Annotated in this window: 25 protein-coding genes; 15 read left to right on the forward strand and 10 right to left on the reverse strand. The window is 70.8% G+C overall.

The features are described from left to right. The first annotated feature begins 27 nt into the window (after positions 1-27). A complete protein-coding gene (locus tag ABZ463_RS32905; protein WP_362782058.1) occupies positions 28-2,229 on the forward strand; it encodes a DNA polymerase III subunit gamma and tau in 2,202 nt (733 codons plus the stop codon). 13 nt (positions 2,230-2,242) lie between these two features. Here the strand turns inward: ABZ463_RS32905 and ABZ463_RS32910 are convergent, their stop codons facing one another. Beyond that, positions 2,243-3,715, reverse strand: coding sequence for a GAF domain-containing protein (locus ABZ463_RS32910; RefSeq protein WP_362782061.1), 1,473 nt, complete (start codon positions 3,713-3,715; stop codon positions 2,243-2,245). A 351-nt stretch (positions 3,716-4,066) separates the two neighbouring features. Here ABZ463_RS32910 and ABZ463_RS32915 point away from each other — a divergent pair, with 351 nt between their 5' ends. The 5 genes from ABZ463_RS32915 to ABZ463_RS32935 all read left to right on the forward strand — a co-directional run bounded on the left by ABZ463_RS32915 (position 4,067) and on the right by ABZ463_RS32935 (position 7,977). Continuing rightward, complete coding sequence (locus ABZ463_RS32915; RefSeq protein ID WP_352013692.1) at positions 4,067-4,420, forward strand: YbaB/EbfC family nucleoid-associated protein; 354 nt, start codon at positions 4,067-4,069, stop codon at positions 4,418-4,420. Between the two features lie 4 nt (positions 4,421-4,424). Continuing rightward, positions 4,425-5,024: a recombination mediator RecR gene (gene recR / locus ABZ463_RS32920; protein ID WP_352013693.1), complete on the forward strand. Its 600-nt coding sequence runs from the start codon at positions 4,425-4,427 to the stop codon at positions 5,022-5,024. Then, a complete protein-coding gene (locus ABZ463_RS32925; RefSeq protein WP_352013694.1) occupies positions 5,017-5,547 on the forward strand; it encodes a DUF5063 domain-containing protein in 531 nt (176 codons plus the stop codon). The genes recR and ABZ463_RS32925 overlap by 8 nt, the downstream gene beginning before the upstream one ends. A gap of 91 nt (positions 5,548-5,638) precedes the next feature. Further along, complete coding sequence (locus ABZ463_RS32930) at positions 5,639-6,913, forward strand: aspartate kinase (protein WP_352013695.1); 1,275 nt, start codon at positions 5,639-5,641, stop codon at positions 6,911-6,913. Continuing rightward, positions 6,910-7,977, forward strand: a complete 1,068-nt coding sequence (locus ABZ463_RS32935) for an aspartate-semialdehyde dehydrogenase (RefSeq protein ID WP_352013696.1) — start codon at positions 6,910-6,912, stop codon at positions 7,975-7,977. The genes ABZ463_RS32930 and ABZ463_RS32935 overlap by 4 nt, the downstream gene beginning before the upstream one ends. 97 nt (positions 7,978-8,074) lie before the next feature. Here ABZ463_RS32935 and ABZ463_RS32940 read toward each other — a convergent pair whose 3' ends face one another. After that, on the reverse strand, positions 8,075-8,719 hold the full coding sequence (locus tag ABZ463_RS32940; RefSeq protein ID WP_352013697.1) for a hypothetical protein: 645 nt from the start codon (positions 8,717-8,719) through the stop codon (positions 8,075-8,077). 481 nt (positions 8,720-9,200) lie between these two features. Here ABZ463_RS32940 and ABZ463_RS32945 point away from each other — a divergent pair, with 481 nt between their 5' ends. Next, complete coding sequence (locus tag ABZ463_RS32945; RefSeq protein ID WP_362782069.1) at positions 9,201-9,977, forward strand: hypothetical protein; 777 nt, start codon at positions 9,201-9,203, stop codon at positions 9,975-9,977. Between the two features lie 57 nt (positions 9,978-10,034). Here ABZ463_RS32945 and ABZ463_RS32950 read toward each other — a convergent pair whose 3' ends face one another. Next, positions 10,035-11,258, reverse strand: a complete 1,224-nt coding sequence (locus ABZ463_RS32950; RefSeq protein WP_362782072.1) for a hypothetical protein — start codon at positions 11,256-11,258, stop codon at positions 10,035-10,037. A 216-nt stretch (positions 11,259-11,474) separates the two neighbouring features. On the opposite strand from ABZ463_RS32950, the gene ABZ463_RS32955 reads away from it, so the two are divergent. After that, positions 11,475-12,905, forward strand: a complete 1,431-nt coding sequence (locus tag ABZ463_RS32955; RefSeq protein ID WP_362782075.1) for an amidase — start codon at positions 11,475-11,477, stop codon at positions 12,903-12,905. On the opposite strand, the gene ABZ463_RS32960 is transcribed toward ABZ463_RS32955, so the two are convergent. Beyond that, the gene (locus tag ABZ463_RS32960; RefSeq protein ID WP_352013701.1) at positions 12,883-13,650 is read right to left on the reverse strand and encodes a nucleotidyltransferase; all 768 of its coding nucleotides are present in this window, start codon (positions 13,648-13,650) and stop codon (positions 12,883-12,885) included. The two genes, ABZ463_RS32955 and ABZ463_RS32960, sit on opposite strands and share 23 nt — an antisense overlap. 23 nt (positions 13,651-13,673) lie before the next feature. After that, on the reverse strand, positions 13,674-14,087 hold the full coding sequence (locus ABZ463_RS32965; RefSeq protein ID WP_362782078.1) for a VOC family protein: 414 nt from the start codon (positions 14,085-14,087) through the stop codon (positions 13,674-13,676). Between the two features lie 129 nt (positions 14,088-14,216). Between ABZ463_RS32965 and ABZ463_RS32970 the strand changes: the two genes are divergently transcribed. Continuing rightward, positions 14,217-14,573, forward strand: a complete 357-nt coding sequence (locus tag ABZ463_RS32970; protein ID WP_352013703.1) for a YkvA family protein — start codon at positions 14,217-14,219, stop codon at positions 14,571-14,573. On the opposite strand, the gene ABZ463_RS32975 is transcribed toward ABZ463_RS32970, so the two are convergent. After that, positions 14,570-15,766: an amidohydrolase family protein gene (locus ABZ463_RS32975; protein WP_352013704.1), complete on the reverse strand. Its 1,197-nt coding sequence runs from the start codon at positions 15,764-15,766 to the stop codon at positions 14,570-14,572. The genes ABZ463_RS32970 and ABZ463_RS32975 overlap by 4 nt on opposite strands. Positions 15,767-16,008: 242 nt before the next feature. Here ABZ463_RS32975 and ABZ463_RS32980 point away from each other — a divergent pair, with 242 nt between their 5' ends. Together ABZ463_RS32980 and ABZ463_RS32985 are read left to right on the forward strand one after the other, a co-directional pair. Further along, entirely contained in the window at positions 16,009-16,710 is a 702-nt protein-coding gene (locus tag ABZ463_RS32980) for a hypothetical protein (protein ID WP_352013705.1), read from the forward strand. Positions 16,711-16,724: 14 nt separating this feature from the next. Then, entirely contained in the window at positions 16,725-17,492 is a 768-nt protein-coding gene (locus ABZ463_RS32985; protein ID WP_362782082.1) for a hypothetical protein, read from the forward strand. A gap of 8 nt (positions 17,493-17,500) precedes the next feature. Here ABZ463_RS32985 and ABZ463_RS32990 read toward each other — a convergent pair whose 3' ends face one another. Next, positions 17,501-18,286, reverse strand: coding sequence for an SURF1 family protein (locus ABZ463_RS32990; RefSeq protein ID WP_362782085.1), 786 nt, complete (start codon positions 18,284-18,286; stop codon positions 17,501-17,503). A gap of 152 nt (positions 18,287-18,438) precedes the next feature. Between ABZ463_RS32990 and ABZ463_RS32995 the strand changes: the two genes are divergently transcribed. Further along, entirely contained in the window at positions 18,439-19,110 is a 672-nt protein-coding gene (locus tag ABZ463_RS32995) for a VC0807 family protein (RefSeq protein WP_352013708.1), read from the forward strand. Here ABZ463_RS32995 and ABZ463_RS33000 read toward each other — a convergent pair. Further along, positions 19,046-19,558, reverse strand: a complete 513-nt coding sequence (locus ABZ463_RS33000; protein WP_352013709.1) for a helix-turn-helix domain-containing protein — start codon at positions 19,556-19,558, stop codon at positions 19,046-19,048. The genes ABZ463_RS32995 and ABZ463_RS33000 overlap by 65 nt on opposite strands. Positions 19,559-19,623: 65 nt before the next feature. Here ABZ463_RS33000 and ABZ463_RS33005 point away from each other — a divergent pair, with 65 nt between their 5' ends. Together ABZ463_RS33005 and ABZ463_RS33010 are read left to right on the forward strand one after the other, a co-directional pair. Then, positions 19,624-20,223 (forward strand): GNAT family N-acetyltransferase, encoded by a 600-nt coding sequence (locus tag ABZ463_RS33005; RefSeq protein ID WP_362782089.1) that lies wholly within the window; start codon positions 19,624-19,626, stop codon positions 20,221-20,223. Beyond that, on the forward strand, positions 20,220-20,822 hold the full coding sequence (locus ABZ463_RS33010; protein ID WP_352013711.1) for a TetR/AcrR family transcriptional regulator: 603 nt from the start codon (positions 20,220-20,222) through the stop codon (positions 20,820-20,822). Before ABZ463_RS33005 ends, ABZ463_RS33010 begins: the two co-directional genes overlap by 4 nt. Before the next feature lie 156 nt (positions 20,823-20,978). Here the strand turns inward: ABZ463_RS33010 and ABZ463_RS33015 are convergent, their stop codons facing one another. Continuing rightward, the gene (locus ABZ463_RS33015; protein WP_352013712.1) at positions 20,979-21,299 is read right to left on the reverse strand and encodes a hypothetical protein; all 321 of its coding nucleotides are present in this window, start codon (positions 21,297-21,299) and stop codon (positions 20,979-20,981) included. 135 nt (positions 21,300-21,434) lie between these two features. Between ABZ463_RS33015 and ABZ463_RS33020 the strand changes: the two genes are divergently transcribed. After that, positions 21,435-22,877, forward strand: coding sequence for a methyltransferase (locus ABZ463_RS33020; protein ID WP_352013713.1), 1,443 nt, complete (start codon positions 21,435-21,437; stop codon positions 22,875-22,877). 332 nt (positions 22,878-23,209) lie between these two features. Here the strand turns inward: ABZ463_RS33020 and ABZ463_RS33025 are convergent, their stop codons facing one another. Beyond that, positions 23,210-26,212 (reverse strand): BTAD domain-containing putative transcriptional regulator, encoded by a 3,003-nt coding sequence (locus tag ABZ463_RS33025; protein ID WP_362782093.1) that lies wholly within the window; start codon positions 26,210-26,212, stop codon positions 23,210-23,212. Positions 26,213-26,456: the final 244 nt, after the last annotated feature.

Below are 26,456 nucleotides of genomic sequence, written 5' to 3' on the forward strand. Positions count from 1 at the left end.
AGACTCCCTCGCAGGTGGGATCGTCGCATGAGTCTTGCGCTGTACCGCAAGTACCGGCCCGGGACCTTCGCCGAGGTCAAGGGGCAGGAGCACGTCACCGAGCCGTTGCGGCAGGCGCTGCGGAGCGGCCGGATCAACCACGCCTATCTGTTCAGCGGGCCCAGGGGATGCGGCAAGACGTCAAGCGCCCGCATCCTGGCCCGTTCGCTGAACTGCGAGAAGGGGCCGACCCCCGACCCCTGCGGCGAGTGCGAGTCGTGTGTGGCCCTGGCGCCGACCGGGCCCGGCCACCTGGACGTCATCGAGATCGACGCCGCCTCGCACGGTGGTGTCGACGACGCCCGCGACCTGCGGGAACGGGCTTTCTTCGCCCCCGTCTCGGCGCGCTTCAAGATCTACATCATCGACGAGGCGCACATGGTGACCCGCGAGGGGTTCAACGCGCTGCTCAAGCTCGTCGAGGAGCCCCCGCCGCACCTGAAGTTCGTCTTCGCGACCACCGAGCCGGAGAAGGTCATCGGGACGATCAAGTCCCGCACCCACCACTATCCCTTCCGGCTGATTCCGCCCGCCGCGCTGCGCACGCTCATGGAGGAGATCCTCACCTCGGAGAACGTGCCGTTCGAACCCGCCGCGCTGCCGCTGGTGGTCAGGGCGGGCGCCGGGTCGGCCCGTGACTCGCTGTCGATCCTGGACCAGCTCTTCGCCGGGTCGGACGAGGCCGGCATCACCTACGCCCGCGCGGTCTCCCTGCTCGGTTACACCGACGGCGACCTGCTCGACGACATGGTCTCCGCTTTCGCCACCCGCGACGGGGCGAAGGTCTTCCAGGCCGTGAACCGGGTGGTCGAGGGCGGTCACGACCCCCGCAGGTTCGCGATGGACCTGCTTGAGCGCTTCCGCGACCTGGTGATCCTGGCGAACGTGCCCGAGGCCGCGACCAGCGGGCTGCTCGACCGTCCCGGTGACGAGCTGGAACGGCTCCAGCAGCAGGCGGCCTCGATGGGCCCGGCCGAGCTGACCCGCGCGGCGGAGATCTTCAACGAGGGCCTGACCGAGATGCGCGGCGCGGCCTCGCCCCGGCTGCTGCTTGAGTTGATGTGCGCCAGGACCCTGCTGCCCGGGGTGGCCAGGGACGAGGCGGCGCTGCTGACCCGGCTTGAGCGGCTTGAGCGGGGCGGGGTCACGGTGGTCCAGGCGGCGGCCCCTGGAGTGGCCCCTGCAGTGGCTCCGACGGTGGCCCCGGCAGTGATCCCGGCGGTGGCCCAGGCGCCTCCCGCTCAGGCTCCCATGGCCGCCCAGGCTCCGGCCCCCACGCAGACCCCCGTACAGCCCGCCGCGCCCGCGGCCGCCGTACCGGTTCGGGCCAAGGACGACGACTGGCCGGCTCCCACGCGGCCGGGAGGGCAGGCGCCCGCCCCCGCCGCGGACCAGCCCCAGGCCCAGGCTCCTGCGGTCCCAGGAGTGTCAGGGGGTGACGCGGGAGCGGTACAGCAGGCATGGCCGCAGGTGCTCGCGGCCCTCAAACGGCGCAGCATCGTCGTCTGGGCGAACGTCAACACCAACGCCCAGGTCGTCGGGGTCGAGGGCAAGGTCGTCACGCTGGGCTTCGCCCAGGTGGGCGCGATGCGTAACTTCACCGGCGGCGGCAAGGACGTGGTGGTCGCGGGGGCGCTGCAGGACGTGCTCGGCGGCACCTGGAAGGTGGAGGCCGTCGTCGGCGGTTCGCCCATGCCGTCCGGCGCCCGGCAGCAGACGCCGCCTCCTCCTCCGCCACGCGCCGAGCCCGTCCAGAGCCCCGCGCAGAGTCCCTCGCAGGGGCCCGTCACGAGGCCGACCGCGGAGCCCCAGGCGGAGGCGCCGCCACAGGCGGTTTCGCCTCCCCGTGAGGCCCAGCGAGCCCCTCAGACCCCGCAGACGCAGCCTCGCCAGAGCCCGCAGGCCACCGACGAGTCCTGGCCCGACGCACCGCTCCCCGAGGACCCGGGTTCACCTCCGCCGCCGAGTCCCGGTCTGGCCGCCGCGCGTTCCGCCGCCAGGACGGCCGCCCATACGGTCGCCCAGACGGGGCCGAGGGGGGCGGGGACCAAGTCGGCGTGGCCGGAGACCGTGCCCGGCAGGTCGTCCGGCTCCGACGACGCCGGTTCGTCCGACGACGCGCTGACCGGCATGGCCCTCCTCCAGCGTGAGCTGGGCGGCCAGATCATCGAGGAGATCGGCCACGCCTGACGGTCCTGCGGGATCAGGGCGAGTCCAGGGCCGACAGGCGGATCGCGGCGGTCACGGCGCGGTGGTCGCTCCGGGGAAGCACGGCGACGAGTCGTTCCAGGACGTGGGCGTCGCCCCTGGCTCCCTCGGTCTCCGCGTAGGCCCACAGGTCGTCGGGGGACCCCCGGGTCAGGAGGCGGGCGCGGACCCGGCCTTCGAGCTCCTCGCGTTCGTCGCGCACCGCGGGGGCGTCGGAGCGGGGCAGCAGCGGCCCGCCGTACGCGCCGGCGATCGCGGTGGTGTCCTCACCGGCGAGCAGGCGTCGCAGGGTGAGGAAGTCGGCCCGCACCACACAGGTCAGCCGGTACGGCCGCGCCGCGACCACGGGGCCGAGCTGCAGGCGCAGGCGGTGGATCTCGGCGCGGGCGGTCACCGGGTTTCCCGCGTCGCCGTACAGGTGGAGGGAGAGCTGTTCGGCCGTGACGCCCTTGGGGTTGAGGGCCAGCACCGTGAGGATCTCGGCGTGACGGGGGGACAGCGGCACGTGGGCGCCGTCGAGATCGGCCGCGGGATGCCGCGTCCCGAGGAAGGACAGGGTCAGCACGGGCGTGTCCGCCGTGCCGAGGACACGCAGCAGGAAGCCGTCGCGGACGGGGGTCAGCAGCGCGGTCTCGCCGTCGGGCAGCACGACCCGGTCGCCGGAGGCGGGCAGCCGTACGCGGTCACCCCATCGCAGGGAGCGGTCGGAGGCGACGACACGGCCCGTGGCGGTGACCAGGGCGCCGGGTTCGCCGCGCAACGCCAGCAGGTGCTCGTCGTTGCGGGCGCGGAACAGGTCGTCGCGCTCGCGCATGCGCAGCGCCAGGTGGCTCTCCGCCAGTCTGGCCGTGGTCTCGACGAGGGCGACGGTCGCCGGATGCAGGGCGTCCATGGTGCCGCTGATGTCGACGCAGCCGATCACCTCGCCGCTGTCCGGGTCGTTGATCGGCGCCGCCGAGCACGACCAGGGGTGCAGTGCCCTGACCAGGTGCTCGGCGGAGAAGACGTGGACGGGGCCCCGGGTGGCGAGCGCGGTGCCCATGCCGTTCGTCCCGATCACCTCCTCGCCCCAGTGGAAGCCGTCGGCGAGCCCGACTTCGTCGGCCATGCCCATCACCCGGTGGTCTCCGTCGCGCCAGAGCACCCGGCCCTTCTCGTCGGTGACCATCAGGATGTGCGCGCTCGCCGAGGCGGCCTCCAGGAGGGTTCCGGCGACGAGCGGCAGCAGGGCGCCGACGGGATGGTGGGAACGGACGTCCTCGACGTCCTCCCGTTCGAAGGCGGGCGGGGCCGCGCTCGCCTCGGGATCGACGCCCGCGTCCATGGATCTGCGCCACGAGGCGGAGATCAGGCCGCGTAACGCCCCGTCAGGAGGTTGGGCACCGTTCAGCACGGACTCGTGCAGACGGCGCAGTCGTAACGAGTGGACGTTCAAATCCGGGACGGCTTCCCGGCGGCTGCCGGACATATGGCTCCCCAGGAATCAGACCGATTGCCGAAGCATCGGTTGTCGGGACGGGTGCACGCAACCGGTTCGGCGAAAAGGGAGTGCGAAGGGTGATTGAACGATCGCAACGTGTGTGCAACCTGGAATCGGTTACCTTCGCAGCGCACGCCGTCGTGTGCGGCCGCTCCGGCGCGTGCGCCGTCGGGTCCCGGACGTCGTGGAGGGGGGCCGGGACCCGACAGGATCGTCGTGAACCGGCGGACCGGGTTTAGTCACCACATGGGGGGAACACGGGCATGGGCCAGTACAACACCCGCCTCTGACCCCGTAGGCTCGTGACGACTGACGTCACGGACGAGGAGCACAACGACGGTGAACCCAGGGGATGTCAACCTGCAGCAGCTGCTGGAGCAGGCACAGCTCATGCAGCAGCAGCTTGTGAGCGCTCAACAGGAGCTGAACGACGCCCAGGTCGAGGGCTCGGCGGGCGGCGGGCTGGTCGTCGCCACGGTCAACGGCGGCGGCGAGCTGCTCGAACTGAGGATCAGCGCCGAGGCCGTCGACCCCGGCGACCCCCAGGACACGGCCGACACCATCGCCGACCTGGTCATCGCGGCGATCAGGGACGCGGTCCGCGCCGCGGCCGACCTCCAGCAGGAGAAGCTCGGCCCGCTCGCACAGGGACTTGGGGGCGGCAGCGGCCTCGGTCAGCTGCCCGGGTTCTGAAGCCATGTACGAGGGGGTCGTCCAGAACCTGATCGACGAGCTGGGCATGCTGCCCGGAGTCGGCCCGAAGAGCGCCCAGCGGATCGCCTTCCATCTGCTGTCCGCCGAGCCCGCCGACGTGAAGCGGCTCGCCCACGCCCTGCTTGAGGTCAAGGACAAGGTCCGTTTCTGCCGGACCTGCGGGAACGTCGCCGCCGACGAGGAGTGCCGGATCTGCCGCGACGCCCGGCGCGATCCCCACGTGATCTGCGTGGTCGAGGAGTCCAAGGACGTCGTGGCGATCGAGAAGACCCGTGAGTTCCGCGGGCGTTACCACGTGCTCGGCGGCGCGATCAGCCCGATCGACGGGGTCGGCCCCGACGACCTGCGCATCCGCGAGCTGATGACGAGACTGGCCGACGGCCAGGTCACCGAGCTGATCCTCGCCACCGACCCCAACCTTGAGGGGGAGGCGACGGCGACCTATCTCGCCCGTCTGGTGAAGCCGATGGGGCTGAGAGTCACACGACTGGCCAGCGGGCTGCCCGTGGGCGGTGACCTCGAATACGCCGACGAGGTCACCCTGGGCCGCGCGTTCGAGGGAAGGAGGCTGCTGGATGTCTGACGCATGGGGTGCTCTGGCGGAACGGGTCGCCGGGCACGCGGAGAACTACATCGACGGTCTGACCAGGCTGGCGAACGGTGAGGGCGGCGACGCCATCCTGTCGTTGCTGCTGGTCGAGGTCGCGCAGGTCAGCTCGGCGGGCGCGCAGCTCGGCGCCAGCCAGGACGTGATCCTGTCCGGCAACTGGGAGCCGCACCTGAGCGAGGACCCGGACGTCGACGCGGTCCGTACGGCCCTGGCCGAGCGGCTCGGCCCGGTCGACGACTACGCCGAGGTCTTCGACCCGTACAAGGACACCGCGGTCACGCCGTACCGGCTGTCGGACGACCTGACGGCGGTGGCCGCCGACCTTCTTCACGGGCTCAGGCACTACCAGGCGGGGCGTCCCCTTGAGGCGCTGTGGTGGTGGCAGTACTCCTACTTCAACACCTGGGGCAACCACGCCGGGGCCGCGCTGCGCGCCCTTCAGGCACTCGTCGCCCATACTCGGCTGGACGTGGCCGAAGAGCGCACAACCGTGTGATTGTCCACATAGTGGGCCAAACCAGAAGTGCGCTACCCGGGCGACAGTAGACTGAGAGCTCCACAGCCCTAGATTGCTTCGGAGACATCTCGTGGCGCTCGTTGTTCAGAAGTACGGTGGTTCGTCCGTCGCCGACGCGTCCTGCATCAAGCGGGTCGCCCAGCGGATCGTCGCGACGAAAAAAGCCGGCAACGACGTCGTGGTGATCGTCTCGGCGATGGGCGACACCACCGACGAGCTGCTCGACCTCGCCCAGCAGGTCTCGCCGCTGCCGCCGGTGCGCGAACTCGACATGCTCCTCACCTCGGGTGAGCGCATCTCGATGGCGCTGCTGGCCATGGCGATCGCGAACCTGGGCCAGGAGGCCCGCTCGTTCACCGGCTCCCAGGCCGGGGTGATCACCGACTCCTCGCACGGCCGCGCCCGCATCATCGACGTGACGCCGGGCCGCATCAGCGAGGCGATCGGCGCCGGTCAGGTGGCGATCGTGGCCGGGTTCCAGGGGGTCTCCCAGGACACCAAGGACATCACCACCCTCGGCAGGGGCGGTTCCGACACGACGGCCGTGGCGCTCGCCGCCGCTCTCGAAGCCGACGTGTGCGAGATCTACACCGACGTGGACGGGGTCTTCACCGCGGACCCGCGCATCGTCCCGGTCGCCCGCAAGATCCCCAAGGTCTCCTACGAGGAGATGATGGAGATGGCGGCCTGCGGCGCGAAGATCCTGCACCTGCGCTGCGTCGAGTACGCCCGCCGCTTCAACCTGCCGATTCACGTAAGAAGCTCGTTCAGCACCAAGGAAGGCACGTGGGTCATCTCCGACCCCGACAGTGAAGGAACACAGATGGAGCAGCCGATCATCTCCGGCGTCGCGCACGACCGGAGCGAGGCCAAGATCACCGTTGTCGGGGTGCCCGACAAGGTCGGCGAGGCTGCCACGATCTTCAAAACGCTGGCCGACGCCGAAGTCAACATCGACATGATCGTGCAGAACGTGTCGGCGGCGGCGACCGGTCGGACGGACATCTCCTTCACGCTGCCCGCGAGCGACGGCTCGACGGCGCTGACCGCACTGAAGAAGATCCAGCAGAACATCGGCTTCGAGTCGCTGCTGTTCGACGACCAGATCGGCAAGGTGTCGCTGATCGGCGCGGGCATGCGCTCGCACCCCGGCGTCACCGCGACGTTCTTCGCCGCCCTCGCCGACGCGGGGGTGAACATCGAGATGATCTCCACCTCGGAGATCCGCATCTCGGTGATCGTCGGGCAGGACGAGGTGGACTCGGCGGTCAGCGCCGCCCACCGCGCGTTCAATCTCGACGCCGACCAGGTTGAAGCTGTGATCTACGGAGGTACCGGCCGATGAGCCGCAAGCCCACCCTCGCTCTGATCGGCGCGACCGGTGCCGTCGGCACCGTCATGCGCGACATCATCTCCAACCGGGAGGACATCTACGGCGAGATCAAGCTCGTCGCGTCCGCCCGGTCCGCGGGCAAGGTCCTGCGGGTCCGCGGTGAGGACCTGGTCGTCCAGGAGCTGACCGCCGAGGTCTTCGACGGCGTCGACATCGCGATCTTCGACGTGCCCGACGAGGTCTCCGCCGTGTGGGTGCCGATCGCCGCCGAGCGCGGCGCGGTCGCCATCGACAAGTCCGGCACCTTCCGGATGAACCCCGAGGTGCCGCTGGTGGTGCCCGAGGTCAACCCGCAGGCGGCGCGCAACCGCCCGCTGGGCATCATCTCGACCCCCAACTGCACCACGCTGTCGATGATGGCCGCGATGGGCGCCCTGCACACCGAGTACGGCCTGCGCGAGCTGGTCGTCTCCTCCTACCAGGCGGTCTCCGGCGCGGGTGTCGCCGGTTCGGGACGCCTCTACGACGAGGTCGAGGCGCTCGCCGGCGACCGGACGGTCGGCCAGAGCGCCGGTGACGTGCGCAAGGCCCTGCAGAACAAGCTCGGTGACGGCGAGTCTCCCTTCCCCGCGCCGATCGCGTTCAACGTCGTGCCGTGGGCGGGTTCGCTCAAGGACGGCGGCTGGGCCTCGGAGGAGATCAAGCTCCGCAACGAGTCCAGGAAGATCCTCGGCATCGACGACCTGAAGGTCTCCGCGACCTGCGTCCGTGTCCCGGTGATCACGACCCACTCGCTGGCCGTGCACGCGACCTTCGAGCGGGAGATCACCGTCGCCGACGCGCACCGCATCCTGGAGGCGGCGCCGACGGTGGTCGTCATGGACGACCCGGCCAACGGAGTCTTCCCGACCCCGGCCGACGTCGTCGGCACCGACCCCACCTACGTGGGCCGGGTTCGCCAGGCGCTCGACTTCCCCAACACCCTCGACCTGTTCGTCTGCGGCGACAACCTCCGTAAGGGCGCCGCCCTGAACGCGGCGGAGATCGCCGAGCTGGTCGTGGCCGAGCTCTTCTAGCACGTCGTCGTCACCGGGCGGGTCGTCTCATGGACGGCCCGCCCGGTGCGGTTTCCCGGGCATCCGGTTTCCCGGGTGACAGCGGCGTTCCCGGGCGTCAGCGGAAGAGGATGTCCCAGTGGTCGGACTCCCTGGCGTAGACGGTCTGTGAGTCCCCGTAGAGCGGGGCGCCGTCACCCCTGACCCGCTGGTAGGGATACTTGCTCTTGATGTAGCGGCTGACGCACCGGTTGGGCTTGATGTCCAGCTTGTAGCCCTCGTAGTGGCTGTACAGGCCGGGGGCGTGGCCGACCTCGGTGCCTCCGGTGATCACGATGGGGCACCCGCTCTCGCGCTTCAGGCCGATCACCCTGTTCACCGTGTCCGTCCTGACGGCCTCAAGTGAGGTGCACCGCCCGTTGTCTCGGCTGGCGCACCGGCCTGAGGACTTCCGGCCGAGACCGGCCCGCTTCAGCAACTGGGCGGCCTGTGTGTGGGCGAGCCGTACCGAGGGCAGGCGGTGGGCCGTCTGGGCGCTGGTCCGCGCCTGGCTCTTTCTGACCGGGGCCTTGGCCTCGGGCTGCCGGGCCTCACTCAGCCCTTCCCGTTCCCACAGTCCCGTGCCGAGGTCGGCGGGCTCGCGCAGGGCTACGGCCTTCAGGTACAGGTCACGGGTGTAGCGCCTGGCGGCCTCCAGAGCGTTGATGTCGTAGCGGCCGGTGCTCGGCACCCGTGCGGACGCGTCGGACGAGTCCGCGATCATGACGGCGACCGGCGAACTGGCGGCCCCGGTCTCGGCGTTTCCGTCCGAGGCCAGGGCGATGAACGATATCTGCAGAGCCAGAAGTGCTCCCGCCGTAAGCCGGGCCGCTCTCCGTCTACAGGGACGTTTCCCCATTTTCTATCCCTTGTCGCGGAAGCCCTTCCACAAGAAGGATCAATCCCACGCCGAACCGGTGGTGACCCCCGAACATCGCGAAATTTGCCCCGTGCTGGCGATCACCGTGCCCCCCGCTGAACAGGCCTTACGCCAACAAACGCGACAAAGTAGCCGGTTTCCGCAGGGTGTGCCGTACGGCCTCGGGGAGAGAAGATCGCCGAAACGGACGGGGAAAGTGTGCCCGCCGTACCGGGTCATCCGGGATCGCCGATTTCGTGAGTGAACTGTGGCGGAACCGTAGGCATCTGTGTAATGAAAAGATTACCCTAAGTAGTTACATTCATGGTTGATCCGAGGGAGTCCCATGGGCTGGATAAGCGTGCTGGTGGTAGTCGCCGTCGCGATCACGCTGATCGCGCTTCTCGTCCTCAGGAGGAGGGGGCACGAGGGAGAGGACAACGGCTCGGCGTCGATCGACTTCGCGGCCAACCTCGCCCTCGCCATCTACCTGCTGGTCCTGGCCTACGCCGTCGTGCTGTGCCGGGACGCCATCTCCACCTCGCAGACCGACGTCCAGGCGGAGACGGAGGCCCTCAGCGAGCTGTACTGGTCGGTCGCGCCCATCCCCGAGGCGGGGCCCATCCGGGCCCAGATCAGGGACTACTCCGCCAAGAGCGTCTCCCTCGACTGGCCGCTCATGGCCCACGGTGAGATGTCCCCGGTCCCCACGAAGCTGCTTGAGAACATGCGTGCCGAGGTGCTCAGACTCAAGCCGGCCGACGACGCGGGCAAGACCCTCCAGCAGGACGCCCTCAGCCACATCTCCGACGTCTTCCACTCCCGCGCCGTACGGGCCGACGACGCCAACACCGGTCTTGAGAGCATCTTCGTGATCTCCATGCTCATCTCCGGGCTGCTGGTCGTCGTGCTTCCCTGGACGGTCGGGAACCGGCCGACGGGCGCCTCGGTGGTCGGTGACCTGGTCAGGGTGACCGTGGTCGTCGTCGGGGTCGGCTTCATCATGCTGACCGGTCGCCCGTTCAACGGCCTGGGCTCGGTCGGGCCCGACGACTTCGTTGCCGTGCAGCAGCAGTACGACCAGATCGACGCCCAGTTCCCCGCGAAGCTGCCCGAGGGCTGAACGGGGCACACGTAGGAGGCCCGGTTGGCGACCGATCGCCAACCGGGCCTCACGCGTTTATCTGCGCGGCCTGCGCTTGAGCAGGGCGACCGCGGTGACCGAGATGACGCCGGTGAAGAGCACCAGGATGACCAGCCTGCGGTCGGTTCCCTGACGCCGTTCGGCGAAGCGGTCCTGGATGCGCTGCCGTCGCATCCCGAGGACCGAACTCTCCGGGCTCGGCGACACCGTGGGAGGCGGCGTCGGCGGAGTCGGGGTGGGTGTCGGCGGTGCCGGGACGACGGCGACGGGCGAGACCTGGACGGGTCTCGGCGGTGGCGGTGGCGCGGGTGGCTCCGGAGTGGTGGGCGGCGTCGGAGCGGGTGGCTCCGGGGTCGTGGGCGGGGTCGGGGTGGGGGCAGGCGGCTCAGGCGTCTGGGGAGGCGTCGGAGCCGGGGTCTGCGTGGGCGGGGGTGTCGGGGTGGGCGTGGGGGTCGGTGTGGGCGGAGGAGTCGGGGGCGGGGACGTCGGGGTGGGGGTCGGTGCGGGCGGCGGAGTCGGCGTGGGGGCCGGGGGCTCGACCGTCGGGGTGGGGTGGGGAGCGTGACAGGACTCCCCACCGAGCAGCAGCGAGACGATGGGCAGGCAGATGACGGGTCTCACGGCCTTGGTGAGCGGCTCGCAGTGCGGGACCAGGCCGAGCAGCGACCCCAGCAGGCCGTGCCCGCAGGACGGCGGCCCGACCCTGACCCCGGACCCGGCCTCCTCGTCGGCGGCCTCGCCCTGGCCCGTGCCTTGGGTTCCGTCCTGGGCCCCGTCCTGGGCCCCGTCCTGGGCTTCGTCCTGAGCCCCGTCTTGGGTCTCGTCTTGAGCCTCGTCCTGGGTCCCGTCCTGGGCCTCGCTCTGGGCTCCACCTTGGGTTTTGACCGGGGCATCTTGGGCTTTGGCCGGGGCCTCCGGGGAGGTCTTGGGCGGAGCCTCGGCCGGGGTGTCGGCAGAGGCGTCACTCCCGCCCGTGGGGCCGGGCCTGTCGGGAAGGTCGGCTTCGGGCTTCACCCGGGCCTGCGCCGTGACCGACATGGCCGGGGGCCCGGTCCGGGATGCCTGATGAGTCTGGGGCGTCCCCTCGGTTTGAGGCGGGGAGGCCTCGGGGGTGGTGTCCTGACCCGCGTCGTACGGCGGGGCGCACTCGGGCGTCCCGTTCCGGGTGGCCGTCAGACATTGGCCGGGAAAGTCCTGGACACCGGCGAACGCCGCGGCGGCTCCCCCCGTCACCGGGGCGGCCACACAGGTCGCCAGCACCGCCGTACCCAGAAGTGCGTGTCGTCGTTTTCCGCGCCGGTTTTTCGTCACATAAACGTTCTAACATTTAACAGAGTGTCACGGTAGGGTAATGAAACCCTTGCGAAGATCCACCCACGGAACCACGTTTCCCACCTGGATCGGGAAGGATGTGGCCACGGCCTCGAAGGGCCCCGAGAGCCTTTCGAAGGGGTGCGTTCGGCAAGGAGTGAGGCGTTGGACGAACTGTTCGACCTCGACGCGGTCGGCCAGGCGGAGGCGGTGCGCGCCGGTGACGTCTCGCCGAGAGAGCTCGCCGAGGCGGCGATCGCGAGGATCGAGGCGCACGACGGGGAGATCAACGCGGTCGTCCACCGCAGGTTCGAGCGGGCGCTCGCGGAGGCCGACAGGCTCACCGGGGACGCCCCCTTCCTGGGGGTGCCGACCCTGCTGAAGGACCTGGGCTGGAGCATGGCGGGTGAGCCGTACCGGGCGGGCTCCCGGGTGCTCGACGGCGTCGAGGTGGCGCGGGACGGCTACGCGCCGGCCAAGCTGCGCGCGGCGGGGTTCGTGGTCCTCGGCCGGACGAACACCCCCGAGTTCGGCACCGCGATCACCACGGAGCCCAGGACCTTCGGGCCGACGCGTAACCCCCATGACGTCCGCTACAGCCCCGGCGGGTCGAGCGGCGGGTCGGCCGCGGCGGTCGCCTCGGGCATGGTCCCGGTGGCCGCGGGCAGCGACGGCGGCGGGTCGATCCGCATCCCGGCGAGCCTGTGCGGGCTGGTCGGCCTCAAGCCGAGCCGGGGGCGGGTGAGCTACGGGCCGGCCGTCGGCGAGGCCTGGGCGGGCTTCTCCACGCCGGGCATGCTCTGCCGTACGGTCAGGGACAGCGCGGCGACCCTCGACGTGATCGCCGGGGCGATGCCGGGTGACCCGTACGGCGCGCCCGCCTGGCCCCGGAGCCTGGCTCAGGAGGTCGGGGCCGACCCCGGACGGCTGCGGATCGGCTTCCTCACCGAGCACCCGGGGCGCCCCGGCGAGACCGACCCCGACCTGACGGCCGCCGTGTTCGGCGCGGCCCGGCTCCTTGAGTCGCTCGGTCACGGCGTCGAGTCCGGCGGCCCCGAGGCGCTCACGGAGAAGGACTTCGCGCTGCACTTCGGCACGGTCGTCGCGGCCCACCTGGCCGCCGACCTTGAGGACTTCGGACGCTGGCGCGGCAGGCCCGTCGATCTCGACGAGCTTGAGGAGCGCAACCGCATCCTCGGGGCGACCGGGCGAAGGCTCAGCGCGGTCGACTACGTGGCCTCACGCGACTGGATCGACGGGTTCCGCCGCAGGATGGCCACCTGGTGGGAGTCCTTCGACCTGCTGCTCACCCCGTCCCTGGGGGCGGCGCCGTTCCCCATCGGCTGGCTCGCCTCCGACGACGTCAGCATGGCGCGGGGCCGGATGAACCAGGCCGTGGCGTTCAGCTCGCCGGTCAACGCCACCGGCCAGCCCGCGATCTCCCTGCCGCTTCACCGGACCTCGGGGGGGATGCCGGTCGGCGTCCAGCTGGTCGCGGCGGCGGGCCGGGAGGACCTGCTGATCCGGGTCGCCTCCCAGATCGAGGCCGCGGCCCCCTTCGAGCACACCGCGATCAGGCACGCGACCTCCCGCTGACCGCGTCGATCTCCGAGGCGAGGAAGGCGACGGTCAGCTCCGCCCTGAGTGTGGGCCATCCGTCGTCCTGGACCGGGCCGGGCCGGGCGTAGCGCCGCCGTTCGATGTCGTCGACGACCCGTGTGGGGGCGCCCATCTCCCTCAGTACGGCCAGCGCCCGGTGTTTGGTGACGAGTCTCCCCTCCCTGAGGGTCACCGTGGCCCGGGCCAGGGTGAGCATGGCCGCGTCCACCCAGATGTCACGGAGCCACAGGTCGGGGCGGTCGAGCAGCGGGCGCCAGAACTCCCGCAGGTCCCAGGCCACGAACCCGGCGAGCTCCTCGTCGGTCACCGGCGGCAGGAGGGTCGCGGGGGGCGGGCCGTACAGGACCAGGCCGAACTCGTGGAGCTCGCGCCTGGTCACCGGGGTGATCGGCCGGTGGGTGACCTCCTCGTGCGCCCAGGCGAGGTGGGGCCGTGCGGGGTCGTCCAGTTCGGTCGTGACGACGTAGCCGCAGTGCAGCTTCGCCGCGAGCGGTACGGCGGCGCCGAGGCGTTCGTGCATCAGGGTGAGGCCGGACTTCTCCTCGGGGGAGCAGGGGCGGCTGAGGACCGCCACGAGATCGAGGTCGCTGCGGCCCGGCTGGTAGTCGCCCGCGGCCAGGGAGCCGTGCGCCCAGACCGCGAGCAGCGGGACCATGGGGACGAGGCCGGTGACGAAGCGGTCGACGAGGGCGGCGGTGGGGGCGTGTTCGGTCACGGTCATCCCTTTCCCCGGCCGCCCGTGCGTCAGCCCTGGCTTCGGTTCTGGCTGAGGAAGACTTCGAGCTGGATGCCGTCGGGGTCCCGGAAGGCGAGCAGGGCGAAGCCCGCCTCGGGGATGTCCTGGACGCCGGAGTGGGTGACCCCGGCCTCGGTGAGGCGGGTGGCCCAGGCGTCGAGCTCCTGCCGGGTGTCCACGGTGAACGCCAGGTGGTCGAGGCCGGTCCTGCGCTCGTTGAACTCCGCGTCGCCGTCCTCGTGCTTGTGCCTGGTCAGCCCGATGACGACCCCGCTGGGGTGCCGCATGAGCTGCCGTTCGAAGCCCGCGTTGTTCCAGGGGAACAGGGGTGCGAAGTCCAGGACGTCGCCGTACCACCGCACGGAGGCGTCGAGGTCGCGCACGTTCAGCGCGATGTGGTGAACCCCGGAGAAAGCCGTCATCTGTCTCACCTTTCACGTGATGGACATAACCCTAGATTCCTCGGGAACCGTCCACGAGGAGTACGCGTTATATCTTGAGGCGACGGGGTAGAAGGCCGTCGACGAGCGTGCCCCCCGAGGAGGGTTCCCATGGCGAAGGCAGCGCGTGCGGCACAGGCATGGCGGGTCTACAAGCAGGTGTCCCAGCCGGGTTCACCGGGACTCATCACCAGACTGCGCACCGTTCCGAGGATGGTCGGCGCGGTGACGCGGGGCCGGTACCCCGGCATGAGCAAGAGCAGGCTGGCCATGCTCGGCCTGGGCGTGGTCTACATCCTCTCGCCGATCGACGTCATCCCCGACTTCCTGGCGCTCGTCGGGGTGGCCGACGACTTCGGTGTCCTGCTGTGGCTCACGGCCTCTCTGCTCGGCGAGAGCGGACGCTATCTCGACTGGGAGCGCAGGAACATCCAGGCGAGCGTCTTCCCTCCCGAGCACGGGCGTTAGAGCTGTTCCATCCTGAGCCAGGCCCGTGACGGCAGCGGGTGGCCGAACAGGCGGGCGGCGTTGCCGTAGGCGACCCTGGCGATGTCGGCCGGGGGCAGGTTGCCAAGGTTCGTCGCCACGGTCTGCTGGGTGTCGGGCCAGGTGGAGTCGGAGTGCGGGTAGCCGCTCTCCAGCAGCACGTGTTCGAGGCCGACCGCGAAGCGCACCCCGGACAGGGCGTGGTCGTTGAGCGTGCCGAAGAAGAAGTTGCGCCGCAGGACCTCGCTGGGCTTGAGCCCGCCCTCCCAGGCGGCCTCCCCGGCGACCGGGTGGTCGAGCGCGTAGTCGGCGCGCTCGGCGAGCATCGGCAGCCAGCCGACCCCGCCCTCCACGATGAGGATCCGCAGCGCCGGGAAGCGCAGTGGGATGCCCGACCAGAGCCAGTCGGCGCAGGCGAACATGGCGCTCGCGGGCATCAGCGTGGTGATCGCCTCGATCGGTGTGTCGGTCGAGGGGACGGGGGTCCAGGAGGCGGAGCCGGTGTGCAGGCACACGACGGTGCCGGTCTCCTCGCAGGCCTGGAAGAACGGGTCCCAGTGGTCGGTGTGGATGGACGGCAGCCGCAGCCGGGTGGGGAACTCGGGGAAGAGCACGGCCTTGAACCCCCTGGCCGCGTTGTCCCTGATCTCCTTGGCCGCGACCTCGGGGTCGGTCAGCCAGGGCAGTTGCAGGGCGATGATCCGCTCGGGGTAGGTGCCGGCCCAGACGTCCACGTGCCAGTCGTTCCACGCCCGCGTGATCGCGAGGCCGAGCTCCTGGTCGCGGGTCTTGGCGAAGACCATCCCCGACTGCCCGGCGAGCATGCCGGGAAAGCACAGCGCCGCCCAGACACCCGCGCGGTCCATGTCCTCGACCCGCGCGTGGATGTCGTGGCAGCCGGGCCGCATGTGCTCGAAACGCACCGGGTCGAGCGTCCACTGCTCACGGGGCAGCCCCGCGCCCACGTCGAGACCCGCACACGGGTAGGTCGCGCCGCCGTACCGCCAGACCTGGTGCCCGGAGTCGGTCTCGACCACCTTGGGGGCGAGATCGGCGTATTTCTCGGGGAGCCGGTCGAGGAACATGTCGGGTGGCTCGATGAGGTGGTCGTCAGCGGAAATGATCACATAGTCCCGCCGCCGTGGCTCGGGGTCGGGCAGCAGCGGCGTAGTCACGCGGTAAACCGTACGTCGCTGACGTCACACTGAACAACCTGCGAGATATCCGCTTGGTATCTGTGTCTCATCCCGTCTACCCCTGTGTGTCCGGTAACCGGCGGAAGGCCCACAGGAGGGTGTCCGGAGGGGTGCGTCCTGGTTTCTCGCGTTCGTGTGTGTCGCGATGGGAATGCGGTCGTGTGCCCTTGTAGGGAGCCCCTAATCTATCCGGCGGCGGACATCTCGCGATGGGGGCGGACATGCAGATCCCGAAGGGCATCCCGTACGGCGCGCGGATCGCCCTGTTGTCCGTCCTGGCGCTGTCCACGATCGTGGTCCACCTGAACCAGGACCCTCGGTTGCGCGAGGCCGAGGAACTCATCTCCGACCTGCGGGCCGGTACGGTGACCAAGGTCGTCTACGACCGGGACTGGCCCGCGTACGGCACGCTGACCTGGTCGAACGGTCCCCTTTCGTGGAACGAGGCCTACTTCGACCCACCGGACGACGTGTGGGACCCGGTGACCACGAGGCTGGTGCCGAGCGAGCTCCGGCGGGTCCAGACGGCCTTCCTGGCCCGGGTCGGGGAGGCGGCGGGCCCGTCGGTCGAGATCGGGCAGGCCCGGGGACCCCAGCGGTTCGGGCTGGCCGGGATGTTCATGGGCTCGCCCGCCTACGCCCGCTGGTGGGAGCCGTTCGCCCCGGTCGCGGTCGCCGCCGAGGTGATCGCCTGGCTGCTGATGCTCACCCGGCGGGACAACCGCTACGCCGGTCGCTGGGCGTGGACGTGGATGTTCCTGGTCGGGGGGTCGTGGCTCTACGTGCTGCTTGAGCCGTACCCGCTGTGGCGTGGGTCGTCCGAGGTGCCGTCCGAGCGGGTCAGGCTCAACGGGACGCAGGGGTTCGCCCTCGCCGTGGCCGTCTTCTTCGGCATAGGGATGATCAGCGCCTGGACGTCATGAGGTAGTAAAGAAGCATGACCTCTGAAGTGGGGGACTTATCGCCCCGATGGCGTGAGGCGCGCTGGGGATGGTGGCTCGCCGGGACGGTCGTCAGGGTCGTGTTGCTGTTGGTCCTGTTGTTCGGCGCCCTGCTCGTGGTGGCGGCCGCGGCGCCGACGGGGAGGACGCTTTCCGACTTCCGTGCGGCCCTGAAGGCGGACAGGGTCACGGTCGTCGTCTACCGGGCGTCCCGGCAGGGGACCGAGATCTCTTCGGAGGCCCCTGACTCGTCGGACTCGCCGGAGGTGGTGTACGCGCTGAGGTGGGCCGAGGGGCCACTGGTCTGGCACCGGATCGACCAGGGACCGGTGTCGGACGGCAAGGGCGCCTACACCTTCGACCGGTTCGGCGCCGACATCGGCGACTCCGAGGTCAGGCTGGTCCAGGAGAGCGTTCGACAACCCTCCTGGTGGTACGCCACCTGGCCCTTCGACATCCCCCCGATGCTGGGGATGTGGTGGATCGGGGCCGCCTGGGTGGCGACCCTCGTGATCATGCTCGGCTCGACCCCCAGGCTGGGCAACAGGTGGGCGTGGTTCTGGTTGTTCGGCGTCGGCCAGATCGGCGCGTTCGCCTTCCTCCTGCTCGAACCCCGGCCGCTGTGGCACCGGCACGGGCGGCGCCCACCCGAGCGAGGACGGATGCGGGGCGGTACCGGCTGCCTGCTGTCGATCGTGACGTCCGTGGTCGCCGTGGGCGTCGCCGCGGCCGTCGGCGGCCTTCTGAACCTGCTGTTCCCCTGATGACCGTTCTAGGCGTCGACCGTCTCCTTCTCGCCCTTGGCCGCCTCGGCTCGCAGGTCCGCGGCCTCCCGGCGGATCAACAGGATCCAGCCGCCGATCGCGATGCCGATGAACAGCCACCACTGCACGCCGTACGCCAGGTTGAGGCCGCCGCCTCCGCCGACGTCCGGCGCGGGCACCGGGGCGGGCGCGGCCTGGGCCTGCGGCTGCTGGCCGGTCAGCTCGACGTATCCGTCGAGCAGCTTGTACGGCAGGCCCCGCCCGACCGACTCGGTGTTGATCAGCAGGACCTGGCCGGGAGGAAGGCCGGGCCGGTTCCTGATGCCGGTCGTCTCCTCGGTCTCGCTGGGCTGCAGCCGCCCGGTGACGGTCACCTCGCCGGTGCTCGGCGGCGGGACCTCGGGAGGCGCGTCCGCCGTCGCGCCCGCCTTGACCCAGCCCCGGTTGACCAGGACGCCGACGCCGTCGGCCGTCCGCAGCGGGGTGAGCACGTAGAAGCCGACCCTGGTGTCCTGGACGCGTCTGCGGACCAGCAACTGGGCGCCCGCGTCGAACGTGCCGGTGACCGTCACGGGACGGTACCTGTCGTGTGCCCGCATCGGGGCGCCGGGAGCCACGAGGCCTTCGAGGGGGACGGGGGCCGCGGACATGTTGGCGGTGGTCTGGTGGCTGCTGCTCGACCGTTCCTCGTAACGTCCGAACTGCCATCGGCCAAGGAACACGAAGGCGGGGATGACCAGCAGAACCACCACGTGGAGCGCCAGCCATCGGGGAGTCAGAAGGAACCGGTACACGCTCCCAAGGGTAGGCACCGTACCCACCGCTCTCTCCTTCGGCCGGTGCCGGATGTCCGGGAAAGGCTGTCGGACACTCCGGACATCGCGTACGGTCGGATGGATCCGCCCCCCTCGGACCGTTCCATCTCCCCCTCCGGAGCCCGCGCACGATGACCTTGGTCCTGTCGCCCCCCGCGGCTCCGGTCGCACTGCCCCGCCTCGGGGCGCTGCTGCGGCACGCCGCCCCAAGGGTGCTGGAGGGCATGATCCTGCCGGTCGCCGTCTTCTACGCGGGCCTGATGTTCTTCGGTCTGTACGGCGCGCTCGCGGTCGCGGTGGCGTGGGTCTACGGCGGCATCGTCTGGCGGCTGGTCAGGCGTGAGCCGGTGCCGGGGACCGTGCTGCTGGCGGCGGGGACGATCACGGTCAGGGCGGTGCTGGCCGCGGCCACCGGCAGCCCGGTGCTGTTCTTCCTGCAGCCCTGCCTGGGGGTGCTCTGCGCGAGCCTGGGCTTCCTGCTCACCGCCCCGACGCGCAGGCCGCTCGTCCAGCGGGTGGCGACCGACCTGGTCCCGCTGCCCGAGCACCTGCTCGAACATCCCCGGATGCGCCGCTTCTTCGTGTGGCAGTCGCTGCTGTGGGGCGGCGCGCAGCTCCTCAACGCCTCACTCAGCGTGTGGCTGCTGCTCACCCAGACGCTGGAGACCTATCTCGTGGTGCGGACCTCGCTGGTGGCCGTGCTGCTCGGCGGGGCGGGGCTGGTCTCCGTGCTCGGCCTCAGGCGTTGCCTGCGGGCACTGGACCACGGGTACGGCACGCTCCAGGACCGGGCGACGCCGTGATGTCCCTCGGGCCGGAGATCTCGTGCCCGTCCGCGCAGCGGAAGTGCTGTTCGATCGCGGCACCGCAGTCACGGTGGGTGAGCAGCATCGGGGGCCCCTCGGGGTCGGCGAGATAGCGGTCGCCCCACTGCATCAGGGCGACCAGAGCCGGGTAGAGGTCACGGCCCATCTGGGTCAGTCGATATTCGTCGCGTCTGCGCTGACCGGGCTCGCGGTAGGGGACCTTGCGCAGCAGCCCCTCCTCGACCAGGCGCGTCAGCCGGGCGCTGAGGATCTGTTTCGGGGCCCCGGTGAAGGCCTGCATCTCGGCGAACCTGCGCACCCCGAGAAAGGCCTCCCTGAGCACCAGGAGCGTCCACTTCTCGCCCACGATCGTCAGCGCCCGCTCGATGGAGCAGTTGTCGGGGCGCGGGAGCGCGTCGCTCATGACCGCATCGTAGGTCGTCACGGCGTCACCTCCAACGCAGCTAAGTCTACTTGACATACTCAGCTGCCGGGCGGAAGTCTAGGTTCATGTTGCGAACTCAGGGGGTGCTCGCAGGAACCGTCGTCGAGATCAGGTCCGCCGGGCCGGGCGACGAGGAGCGGATTCGCCACTTCCTCGCGGAACTGTCGCCAAGGACACGGCACCTGCGCTTCCTCACCGCCGTGGACGAGGACATGGCGGGCAGGCTGCTGGCGGAGACCGGCCGGGGGGACGTGCTGCTCGCCGTCGCGGGGGAGAAGGTCGTCGGGCATGCCGTGGGGGCCAGGGCCGGCGCCGAGGTGGAGATCGCGGTGGTCGTCGCCGACGCCTGGCAGGGAAGGGGCATCGGCTCCCGCCTGGTCCGCAGGCTGCTGCGCCGCGCCTCGGTCAACGGAGCCAGGACCGTGAACATGGACGTCCTCGGCGACAACCACCGGGTTCTGGCGATGGTCCGGGGCCTGTGGCCGGGGGCCGTCACCCGGACCTCCCAGGGGAGTGTGGAGGTGAACGCGCCGGTCGAACCGGCCCTCGGAGGGGGCGTCGCGCCGGGTGGTGGCGGCGAACGGAGCGTTATCATCGACGGGGAGTCCGGTGGCCGGACACCATTTGCGGAACAAGGTTCTGTTGGCGCACCATTGACACCGTGAAAAGTGCCAAGAACGGACGCGACGGCCGCACCAGGATCATCGAGGGCGCACTGCGCCGGTTCAGCCAGGACGGCGTCTCGGCCACCACGCTCGCCAGCCTCCGCGAGGAGAGCGGCGTCAGCGTCGGCAGTTTCTACCACCACTTCGCGAGCAAGGAACACGTCTTCGGGGTGCTCTACGCCGACACCCTCAGGATGTACCAGGAGGTCTTCCTCACCGAGCTGCGGCGTCACGAGGGGGCCAAGGAGGGCATCGAGGCCATCGTCGCCCTGCACATGAGGTGGTACGACGACAACAGGGAGCGGGCGCACCTGCTGCTCAGCGAGCGCCCGCCGAAGCGCGACGAGCCGGGCGGCACCGAGGTCTCCGAGCTGCGCAGGGCCTTCTTCCGCAAGGTCGCCGACTGGTGGCGGCCCCACATGAAGAACGGCCTGCTCCAGCCCGTCCCCCCCACCATGTGCTACGTGCTCTGGCTCGGCCCCGCGACCGAGATGTGCCGCCTGTGGTTCGCGGGCGCCCACCAGCCGACGCCCGAGGAGATCGCGGGCCTGTGCGAGGCCGCCTGGCACAGCCTGCGCCAGCGCCCCGCCCCCGCCTGACCGTACGGCTTCGCCCACCTGGCCCCCGTCGCCGCACCCGTCACCCGCCGCCCACGGCCCCGCGCCGCCCGGCGCCGTCATCCGTGAGAGCCCCGGTTTTCGGGCGTCTGAGAGCTCCGGCCCGGAGTCCGGGGGTTCGTCCGGGCCGGAGCGGTCTCAGCGTGCTCCCGCGAGCTGCCGTAGCCGGGTTGGCACCCGCCAGACCTTCTCGTCCAGCGAGATGTCCAGCCGCAGGTCCTGGCGTCGTCGCCGCAGACCGGGCACGCGGACCCGGTCGCTGACGTCGAACCCGCCGTGTCCGCCGTTCGCGGAGTATCCGAAGCCCAGCTCGCCCGGCAGGACCCGTAACTCGTCCCGGTTGCCGCACCTCGGGCAGGTCCACGCGACCATGTCCCGGCCACGGTTGTAGTCGTGGCAGGCGCGGAAGTACTCGTCGGGCCGGAAACGGGACTCACAGGCGAAACAGGGGATCAACATCTCGGAAACCTCAGGACGGGTGGAGCGACTCCTCATTGGTACCGTCTCCCACTTGTGCCGTGCTTGCAGAACGCTTACGGCGGTCTGCAACGATCGGGTCACCCCCGGCTGGGAGGGCTGCGGGAGGATGGTCGGGTGAGAGATCTTCCCGCCCGTCTCAGAGAGCTGCTGCTCGAAACCGGCTACACCGTCGACGGCGTCCGCGACCGCCTCGGCACGGTCGCCGCGACCGCGCTCTCCCGTGAGGAGACGACACCCGCGCTGCGCGTCACCCGCGACGGCGACCCGCTCGGCACGCTGATCCGGTTGTGGTGGCTCGGAGCGCCGGTCGAGGCGCCGGAATGGCTCCCGGTCGAGGCGCTCGCCGAGGGCGGGCTGGTGACCGTACAGGACGGTCTGGTCAGCGCGGCGGTGCACCTGCAGCCGTGGGAGACGGGTGGCTACGTCGTCTCCGACCGCAAGGTCAGGCCGGGCGATCCCGCGTTGCGCGAGGACCACGTCGTCGGCGCGGGAGGGGCGTCGGCGAACCTGGCCCAGCTCGTCTCGCGCCGCCCGGCCGGGCGCGTCCTCGACCTCGGCACCGGGTGCGGTGTGCAGGTGCTGCACCTGGCCGGCCGGGCGGAGGAGGTCGTGGCGACCGACGTCAATCCCCGCGCGCTCAGGATGGCCCGGCTGAGCTGGGCGCTGTCCGGGATCGAGGGCGTCGAGGCCAGGCAGGGGTCGCTGTTCGAGCCCGTCGAGGGGGAGCGGTTCGACCTGGTCGTCTCGAACCCGCCGTTCGTGATCTCCCCCCGGGGCCGGTTCACCTACCGGGAGTCGGGCTTCGAGGCCGACGGCTTCTGCCGCGACCTCGTACGGCTCGCCCCCCGCTTCCTCTCCCCGGGCGGCACCTGCCAGCTGCTGGCCAACTGGCTGCACGTCGACGGCGAGGACTGGCGTGACCGGGTCGGCGGATGGCTCGCGGGGACCGGCTGCGACGGCTGGGTGGTGCAGCGGGACGTGCAGGACCCGGCCGAGTACGCGGAACTGTGGCTGAGGGACGCCGCCGAGCAGGGCACCCCCCGTTACCGGGAGCTCTACGACGACTGGCTCGACTGGTTCGAGACCATGAAGGTCACCGGGATCGGCTTCGGCTGGATCACGCTGCACGACTCCGGCAGCCTCGACCCGGTGGTCAGGGTCGAGGAGCTGGGGCAGCGGGTCGAGTTGCCGGTCGGCGGCTACGTGGACGAGGTGCTGGCCTCGGTCGGTCTGGCCCACCGCCTCACCGACGAGGAACTGCTCGGTGCCCGGCTCGCACTGGCCGAGGGCGTGGCCGAGGAGCGTACGGGGCCGCCCGGCGCCGAGGACCCGTCGCGGATCGTGCTCAGACAGACGCGGGGGCTGCGCCGCGCCACCCAGGTGGGAACGGTCGAGGCGGCCCTGGCGGGGGTCTGTGACGGTGATTATCCACTGGCCCCGCTGCTGGCGGCCATCGCGGAACTCACCGGCCAGGACGCCGATGACCTGCTGGTTCGTGCTCCCGAAGCGCTCCGCCCGTTGATCGCCGAGGGATTTTTCCACATATCGACCCCCTGATTATCCACAGGCTGTGCATATCCCTGGATGTCCCCACCGATCGGTTGTTGATCCGATGTTGACCGCCGGAAGGGATGCTCTGGACGTGGGCACGGCGTGGACCCGGGGGGTAAGGGACCACGCCGAGTCCGGCCGGTCGTCACAGTGAGGCGGCCGGTCGCCGAAGACGCACCGGATGACCGGGCCCCCTAACGCGTCTTCGACGGCCAGACGGCCGGCCGGGCGCCCCGCATCCGATCTCAGGTTCCAGAGCGACGGGAATTCCAGTGATCAACCACTTTTGGATGACACGGCTCGACGACGATCTGTACGACCTGTATGACGTGTCGTGGTCAGTTACCGACGGGGTCACGGTCGAGCAGAGCGCGGATGTCCGCGGCCTCGGGGGCGCCGAGCCTGTCGAAGATGTCGTGCGCCCGCTGAAGGCAGTCACGGCTGCGCCGGATGTCACCCTGCCCCGCGAGCGCTCTGCCTAGCACCCACAGCGACAGCGCCTCGCCGTACGGGTGGCCGATCTCGACGCTGACCGCCAGTGCCTGCTCCGCGTGCCGGGTCGCGTCCCCGAAGCGGTTGGCCGTGATGAACGTCTCGGCGAGCCGTGAGCAGACGCGCTGCTCCCACACCCGCTGCCCGCTGGTGCGGAAGAAGGCCAGGCACTCGGCGTGGTGGTGCACCGCCTCGTTGAGCCGTCCCACCCGGGACAGCACCATCCCCAGGTGGTAGCGCGCCCGCGCGGTGCCCGGACTTGAGCCGATCTCGGTGAAGATGGTCAGCCCCTGCTCCGCGGCGGCGATCGCCTCCTCGGCCTGACCGAGGAAGAGGTGGTCCCTGGCCGAGTAGCTGAGCGTCAGGGCCTCACCTCCCGGCGCGCCCATCTCCCTGAAGATCTTGCGGGCCGCGTCGAACAGGGCGAGCGCCTCCTGGTGACGGCGCTGACGGCCCGCGACGACGGCCAGCGCGTTGAGCACCTCGCCGCTGACGATGCGGTCGCCCTCGACGGCCAGGCCGAGCGAGGCCTCGAACTCCTTGCGGGCCTCGACCAGCCGGTTCGCGCCGAACAGCACCCTGCCCAGCACGTAGCGGCAGCGCAGCTCGCTGGAGGGCGCGCCGAACCGCTGGGCGGCGGCCAGGGTCTCCCTGGCCCGCCGCTCGAACTCACGGGCGTGGCTGCCGGACTCAAGCAACGGCTCCATGGCCAGCAGCAGGTCGGCCGCCGGCAGCAACGCCTGGACGGTCGTCTGGGCCGCCGTCTGGGCCGCCGCCTGAGCGGTCGTCTGGGCGATGGCCGCGAACAGCGACTCCGCCTCGATCGACAGCCACGCCACGGCCTCGTCGGCGGAGGCGAACGTGTGGCCGGGGCCGGTCACCGAGAGCTGTTCGGCGAGAGTGCTGCCGTCGTAGGCCAGCCGGTGCGCCGACTGCGCCGACGCCAGATAGAAGTCGAGCAGCCGCCGCAGCGCGGGCCCGCCCGCCTCGGCGTCCGCACCGCGCTCCGCCGTACGGCGGGCGAAGAGCCGCAGCAGGTCGTGGAAGCGGTAACGCCCCGGCGCGGGCGCCTCAAGCAGGCTCGCGTCCACCAGGGACTCAAGGATGTCCTCGGTCTCCGTCGGGTTCAGCGCGAGGACGGCGGAGGCGGCCCCGACGGAGATGTCGGGGCCGCCGGGCAACGACAGCAGCCGGAAGGCCCGTGCCTGGGGTGGGGCGAGCTGGCCGTACCCGAGGGCGAAGGTCGCCTCGACGGCGAGGTTGCCCACCCGCAGCTCGTCGAGGCGGCGGCGCTCGTCGGCCAGCCTGGGCACCAGCGAGGCGACCGTCCACGACGGCCTGGCCGCCAGCCGCGCCGCGACGATCCGCACGGCCAGCGGCAGGAAACCGCAGGCGGCGACCACCTCCATGGCGGCCGTGCGCTCCGCGGCCACCCGGTCTGCGCCCGCGACCGTGGCGAACAGCGACAACGCCTCGTCGGACTCCATCACGTCCAGATCGACCAGCCTGGCGGCGGGCAGGTCGGCGAGCTTGGGACGGCTGGTCACGATCGCCGCGCAGCCCGTCGTGCCGGGCAACAGAGGACCGACCTGGGCGGCGTCACGGGCGTTGTCGAGCAACACGAGCATCCGCCGCTCGGCCAGCAGCGAGCGGTACAGCGCCGCCCGCTCGGCCAGACCGTCGGGAATGACGTCGGGGGGCAGGCCGAGCCCGCGCAGGAACGCCGCGAGCACCGACTCGGCCGCGGCCGGCTCGTCGCCGTAACCGCGCAGGTCGGCGTAGAGCTGACCGTCGGGGAACAGGTCCTGCATGGTGTGCGCCAGGTGCACCGCCAGGGCCGTCTTGCCGACGCCGCCGATGCCGGAGATGGCGGCGACCGGCACACCGTCGGAACCCGCCTGCGACAGCAGGGTGCGCAGCCTGGCGACGACGTGACGGCGGCCGGTGAAGTCACTGACGGCCGCGGGCAGCTGCGCGGGACGGGGCAGCTCGGGGACCTCGACCTCGGTCGGCTCGGGCGGGGCCGTACGCTCCTCGGGCACGGAGACGGCGGTACGCGCGGGCACGAGAGCCGGGTCGCCGGAGAGGATGCGCCGGTGCAGGGTGGTCAGCTCGGGCCCCGGCTCGATGCCGAGCTCGTCGATCAGCGCGGTCCGGGTCTCGGCGAAGACGGCCAGGGCGTCGGCCTGCCTGCCGCACCGGTAGTAGGCCAGCATCAGCTGGGCGCGCAGCCGTTCCCGCAGCGGGTGGTCGGCGGTCAGCGCGACCAGCTCGGAGACCACGTCGGCGTGCCTGCCGAGCTCAAGGTCCAGGTCCATGAGCGTCTCCACGACGCTCATCCTGCGTTCGACGAGCCTGCCGCGCTGGTGTTCGGCGTAGGGGCCGACGGCCCCGGCCAGCGGTTCCCCGGTGCACAGCTCCAGACTGGCGCGCAGACTCTCCGCCGCCCCCCTGCCGTCTCCCGTACGGCGGGCGGTCTCGGCCTCGTGGACACCCCGCTCGAACTGCGTCAGGTCGAGGGTGACGTCGTTCAGCCGCAGAGCGTATCCACGGCCGACCGAGGTGAGAAGCTCCGGGCGGGTCCGGGGGGATCTGCCCGGTTCCAGGACGGCCCGCAGCCGCGAGACGTAGGTGCGCAGCGCGCCGAGAGCCCTGGGCGGCGCGTCCTCGCCCCAGACCGCGTCGATCATCTCCGTGGGAGTGACCGCCCTGCCCTCACGCAGCAGCAACATCGTCAGGATGGAGCGTTGCAGCGGCGTGCCGAGGTCGAGTTCGACGCCGTCACGCCAGGCCTGGACGGGGCCGAGCAAGGCGAAGCGCAACCCCTCTTCGCTGCTGTGAGCAGCCATTTCCTGGATCTCCGCCCTCAAGAAAAAGCCTTACCACCGAAATGATAGGTCCTGCAATGCTGTCACCACAGGAAACCGCCCACTCGTTAACCCTGGTGTTGATTCATCGTCAATCGGGCGTTGAACCGCTTCCCGGATGCTGTGACATGCCGGGCATGGCCCCATACGGGGGCGGTCATGCCCGGTGTTTCACCAGGTTGCAGGCGTTGATTCAATCGTCTGCAGGCGTCGATAAAGGCGCTGT

The organism is Streptosporangium sp. NPDC020145 (genome assembly GCF_040631275.1).
GTDB lineage: Bacteria > Actinomycetota > Actinomycetes > Streptosporangiales > Streptosporangiaceae > Streptosporangium.

Bases quoted from the DNA above. Each gene is read 5' to 3' on its own strand.
- ABZ463_RS32905 (WP_362782058.1), top strand. From the start codon at position 28: ATGAGTCTTGCGCTGTACCGCAAGTACCGGCCCGGGACCTTCGCCGAG.
- ABZ463_RS32910 (WP_362782061.1), bottom strand. From the start codon at position 3,715: ATGTCCGGCAGCCGCCGGGAAGCCGTCCCGGATTTGAACGTCCACTCG.
- recR (WP_352013693.1), top strand. From the start codon at position 4,425: ATGTACGAGGGGGTCGTCCAGAACCTGATCGACGAGCTGGGCATGCTG.
- ABZ463_RS32925 (WP_352013694.1), top strand. From the start codon at position 5,017: ATGTCTGACGCATGGGGTGCTCTGGCGGAACGGGTCGCCGGGCACGCG.
- ABZ463_RS32935 (WP_352013696.1), top strand. From the start codon at position 6,910: ATGAGCCGCAAGCCCACCCTCGCTCTGATCGGCGCGACCGGTGCCGTC.
- ABZ463_RS32940 (WP_352013697.1), bottom strand. From the start codon at position 8,719: ATGATCGCGGACTCGTCCGACGCGTCCGCACGGGTGCCGAGCACCGGC.
- ABZ463_RS32945 (WP_362782069.1), top strand. From the start codon at position 9,201: ATGGGCTGGATAAGCGTGCTGGTGGTAGTCGCCGTCGCGATCACGCTG.
- ABZ463_RS32960 (WP_352013701.1), bottom strand. From the start codon at position 13,650: ATGACCGTGACCGAACACGCCCCCACCGCCGCCCTCGTCGACCGCTTC.
- ABZ463_RS32965 (WP_362782078.1), bottom strand. From the start codon at position 14,087: ATGACGGCTTTCTCCGGGGTTCACCACATCGCGCTGAACGTGCGCGAC.
- ABZ463_RS32970 (WP_352013703.1), top strand. From the start codon at position 14,217: ATGGCGAAGGCAGCGCGTGCGGCACAGGCATGGCGGGTCTACAAGCAG.
- ABZ463_RS32980 (WP_352013705.1), top strand. From the start codon at position 16,009: ATGCAGATCCCGAAGGGCATCCCGTACGGCGCGCGGATCGCCCTGTTG.
- ABZ463_RS32985 (WP_362782082.1), top strand. From the start codon at position 16,725: ATGACCTCTGAAGTGGGGGACTTATCGCCCCGATGGCGTGAGGCGCGC.
- ABZ463_RS32995 (WP_352013708.1), top strand. From the start codon at position 18,439: ATGACCTTGGTCCTGTCGCCCCCCGCGGCTCCGGTCGCACTGCCCCGC.
- ABZ463_RS33005 (WP_362782089.1), top strand. From the start codon at position 19,624: ATGTTGCGAACTCAGGGGGTGCTCGCAGGAACCGTCGTCGAGATCAGG.
- ABZ463_RS33015 (WP_352013712.1), bottom strand. From the start codon at position 21,299: ATGTTGATCCCCTGTTTCGCCTGTGAGTCCCGTTTCCGGCCCGACGAG.
- ABZ463_RS33025 (WP_362782093.1), bottom strand. From the start codon at position 26,212: ATGGCTGCTCACAGCAGCGAAGAGGGGTTGCGCTTCGCCTTGCTCGGC.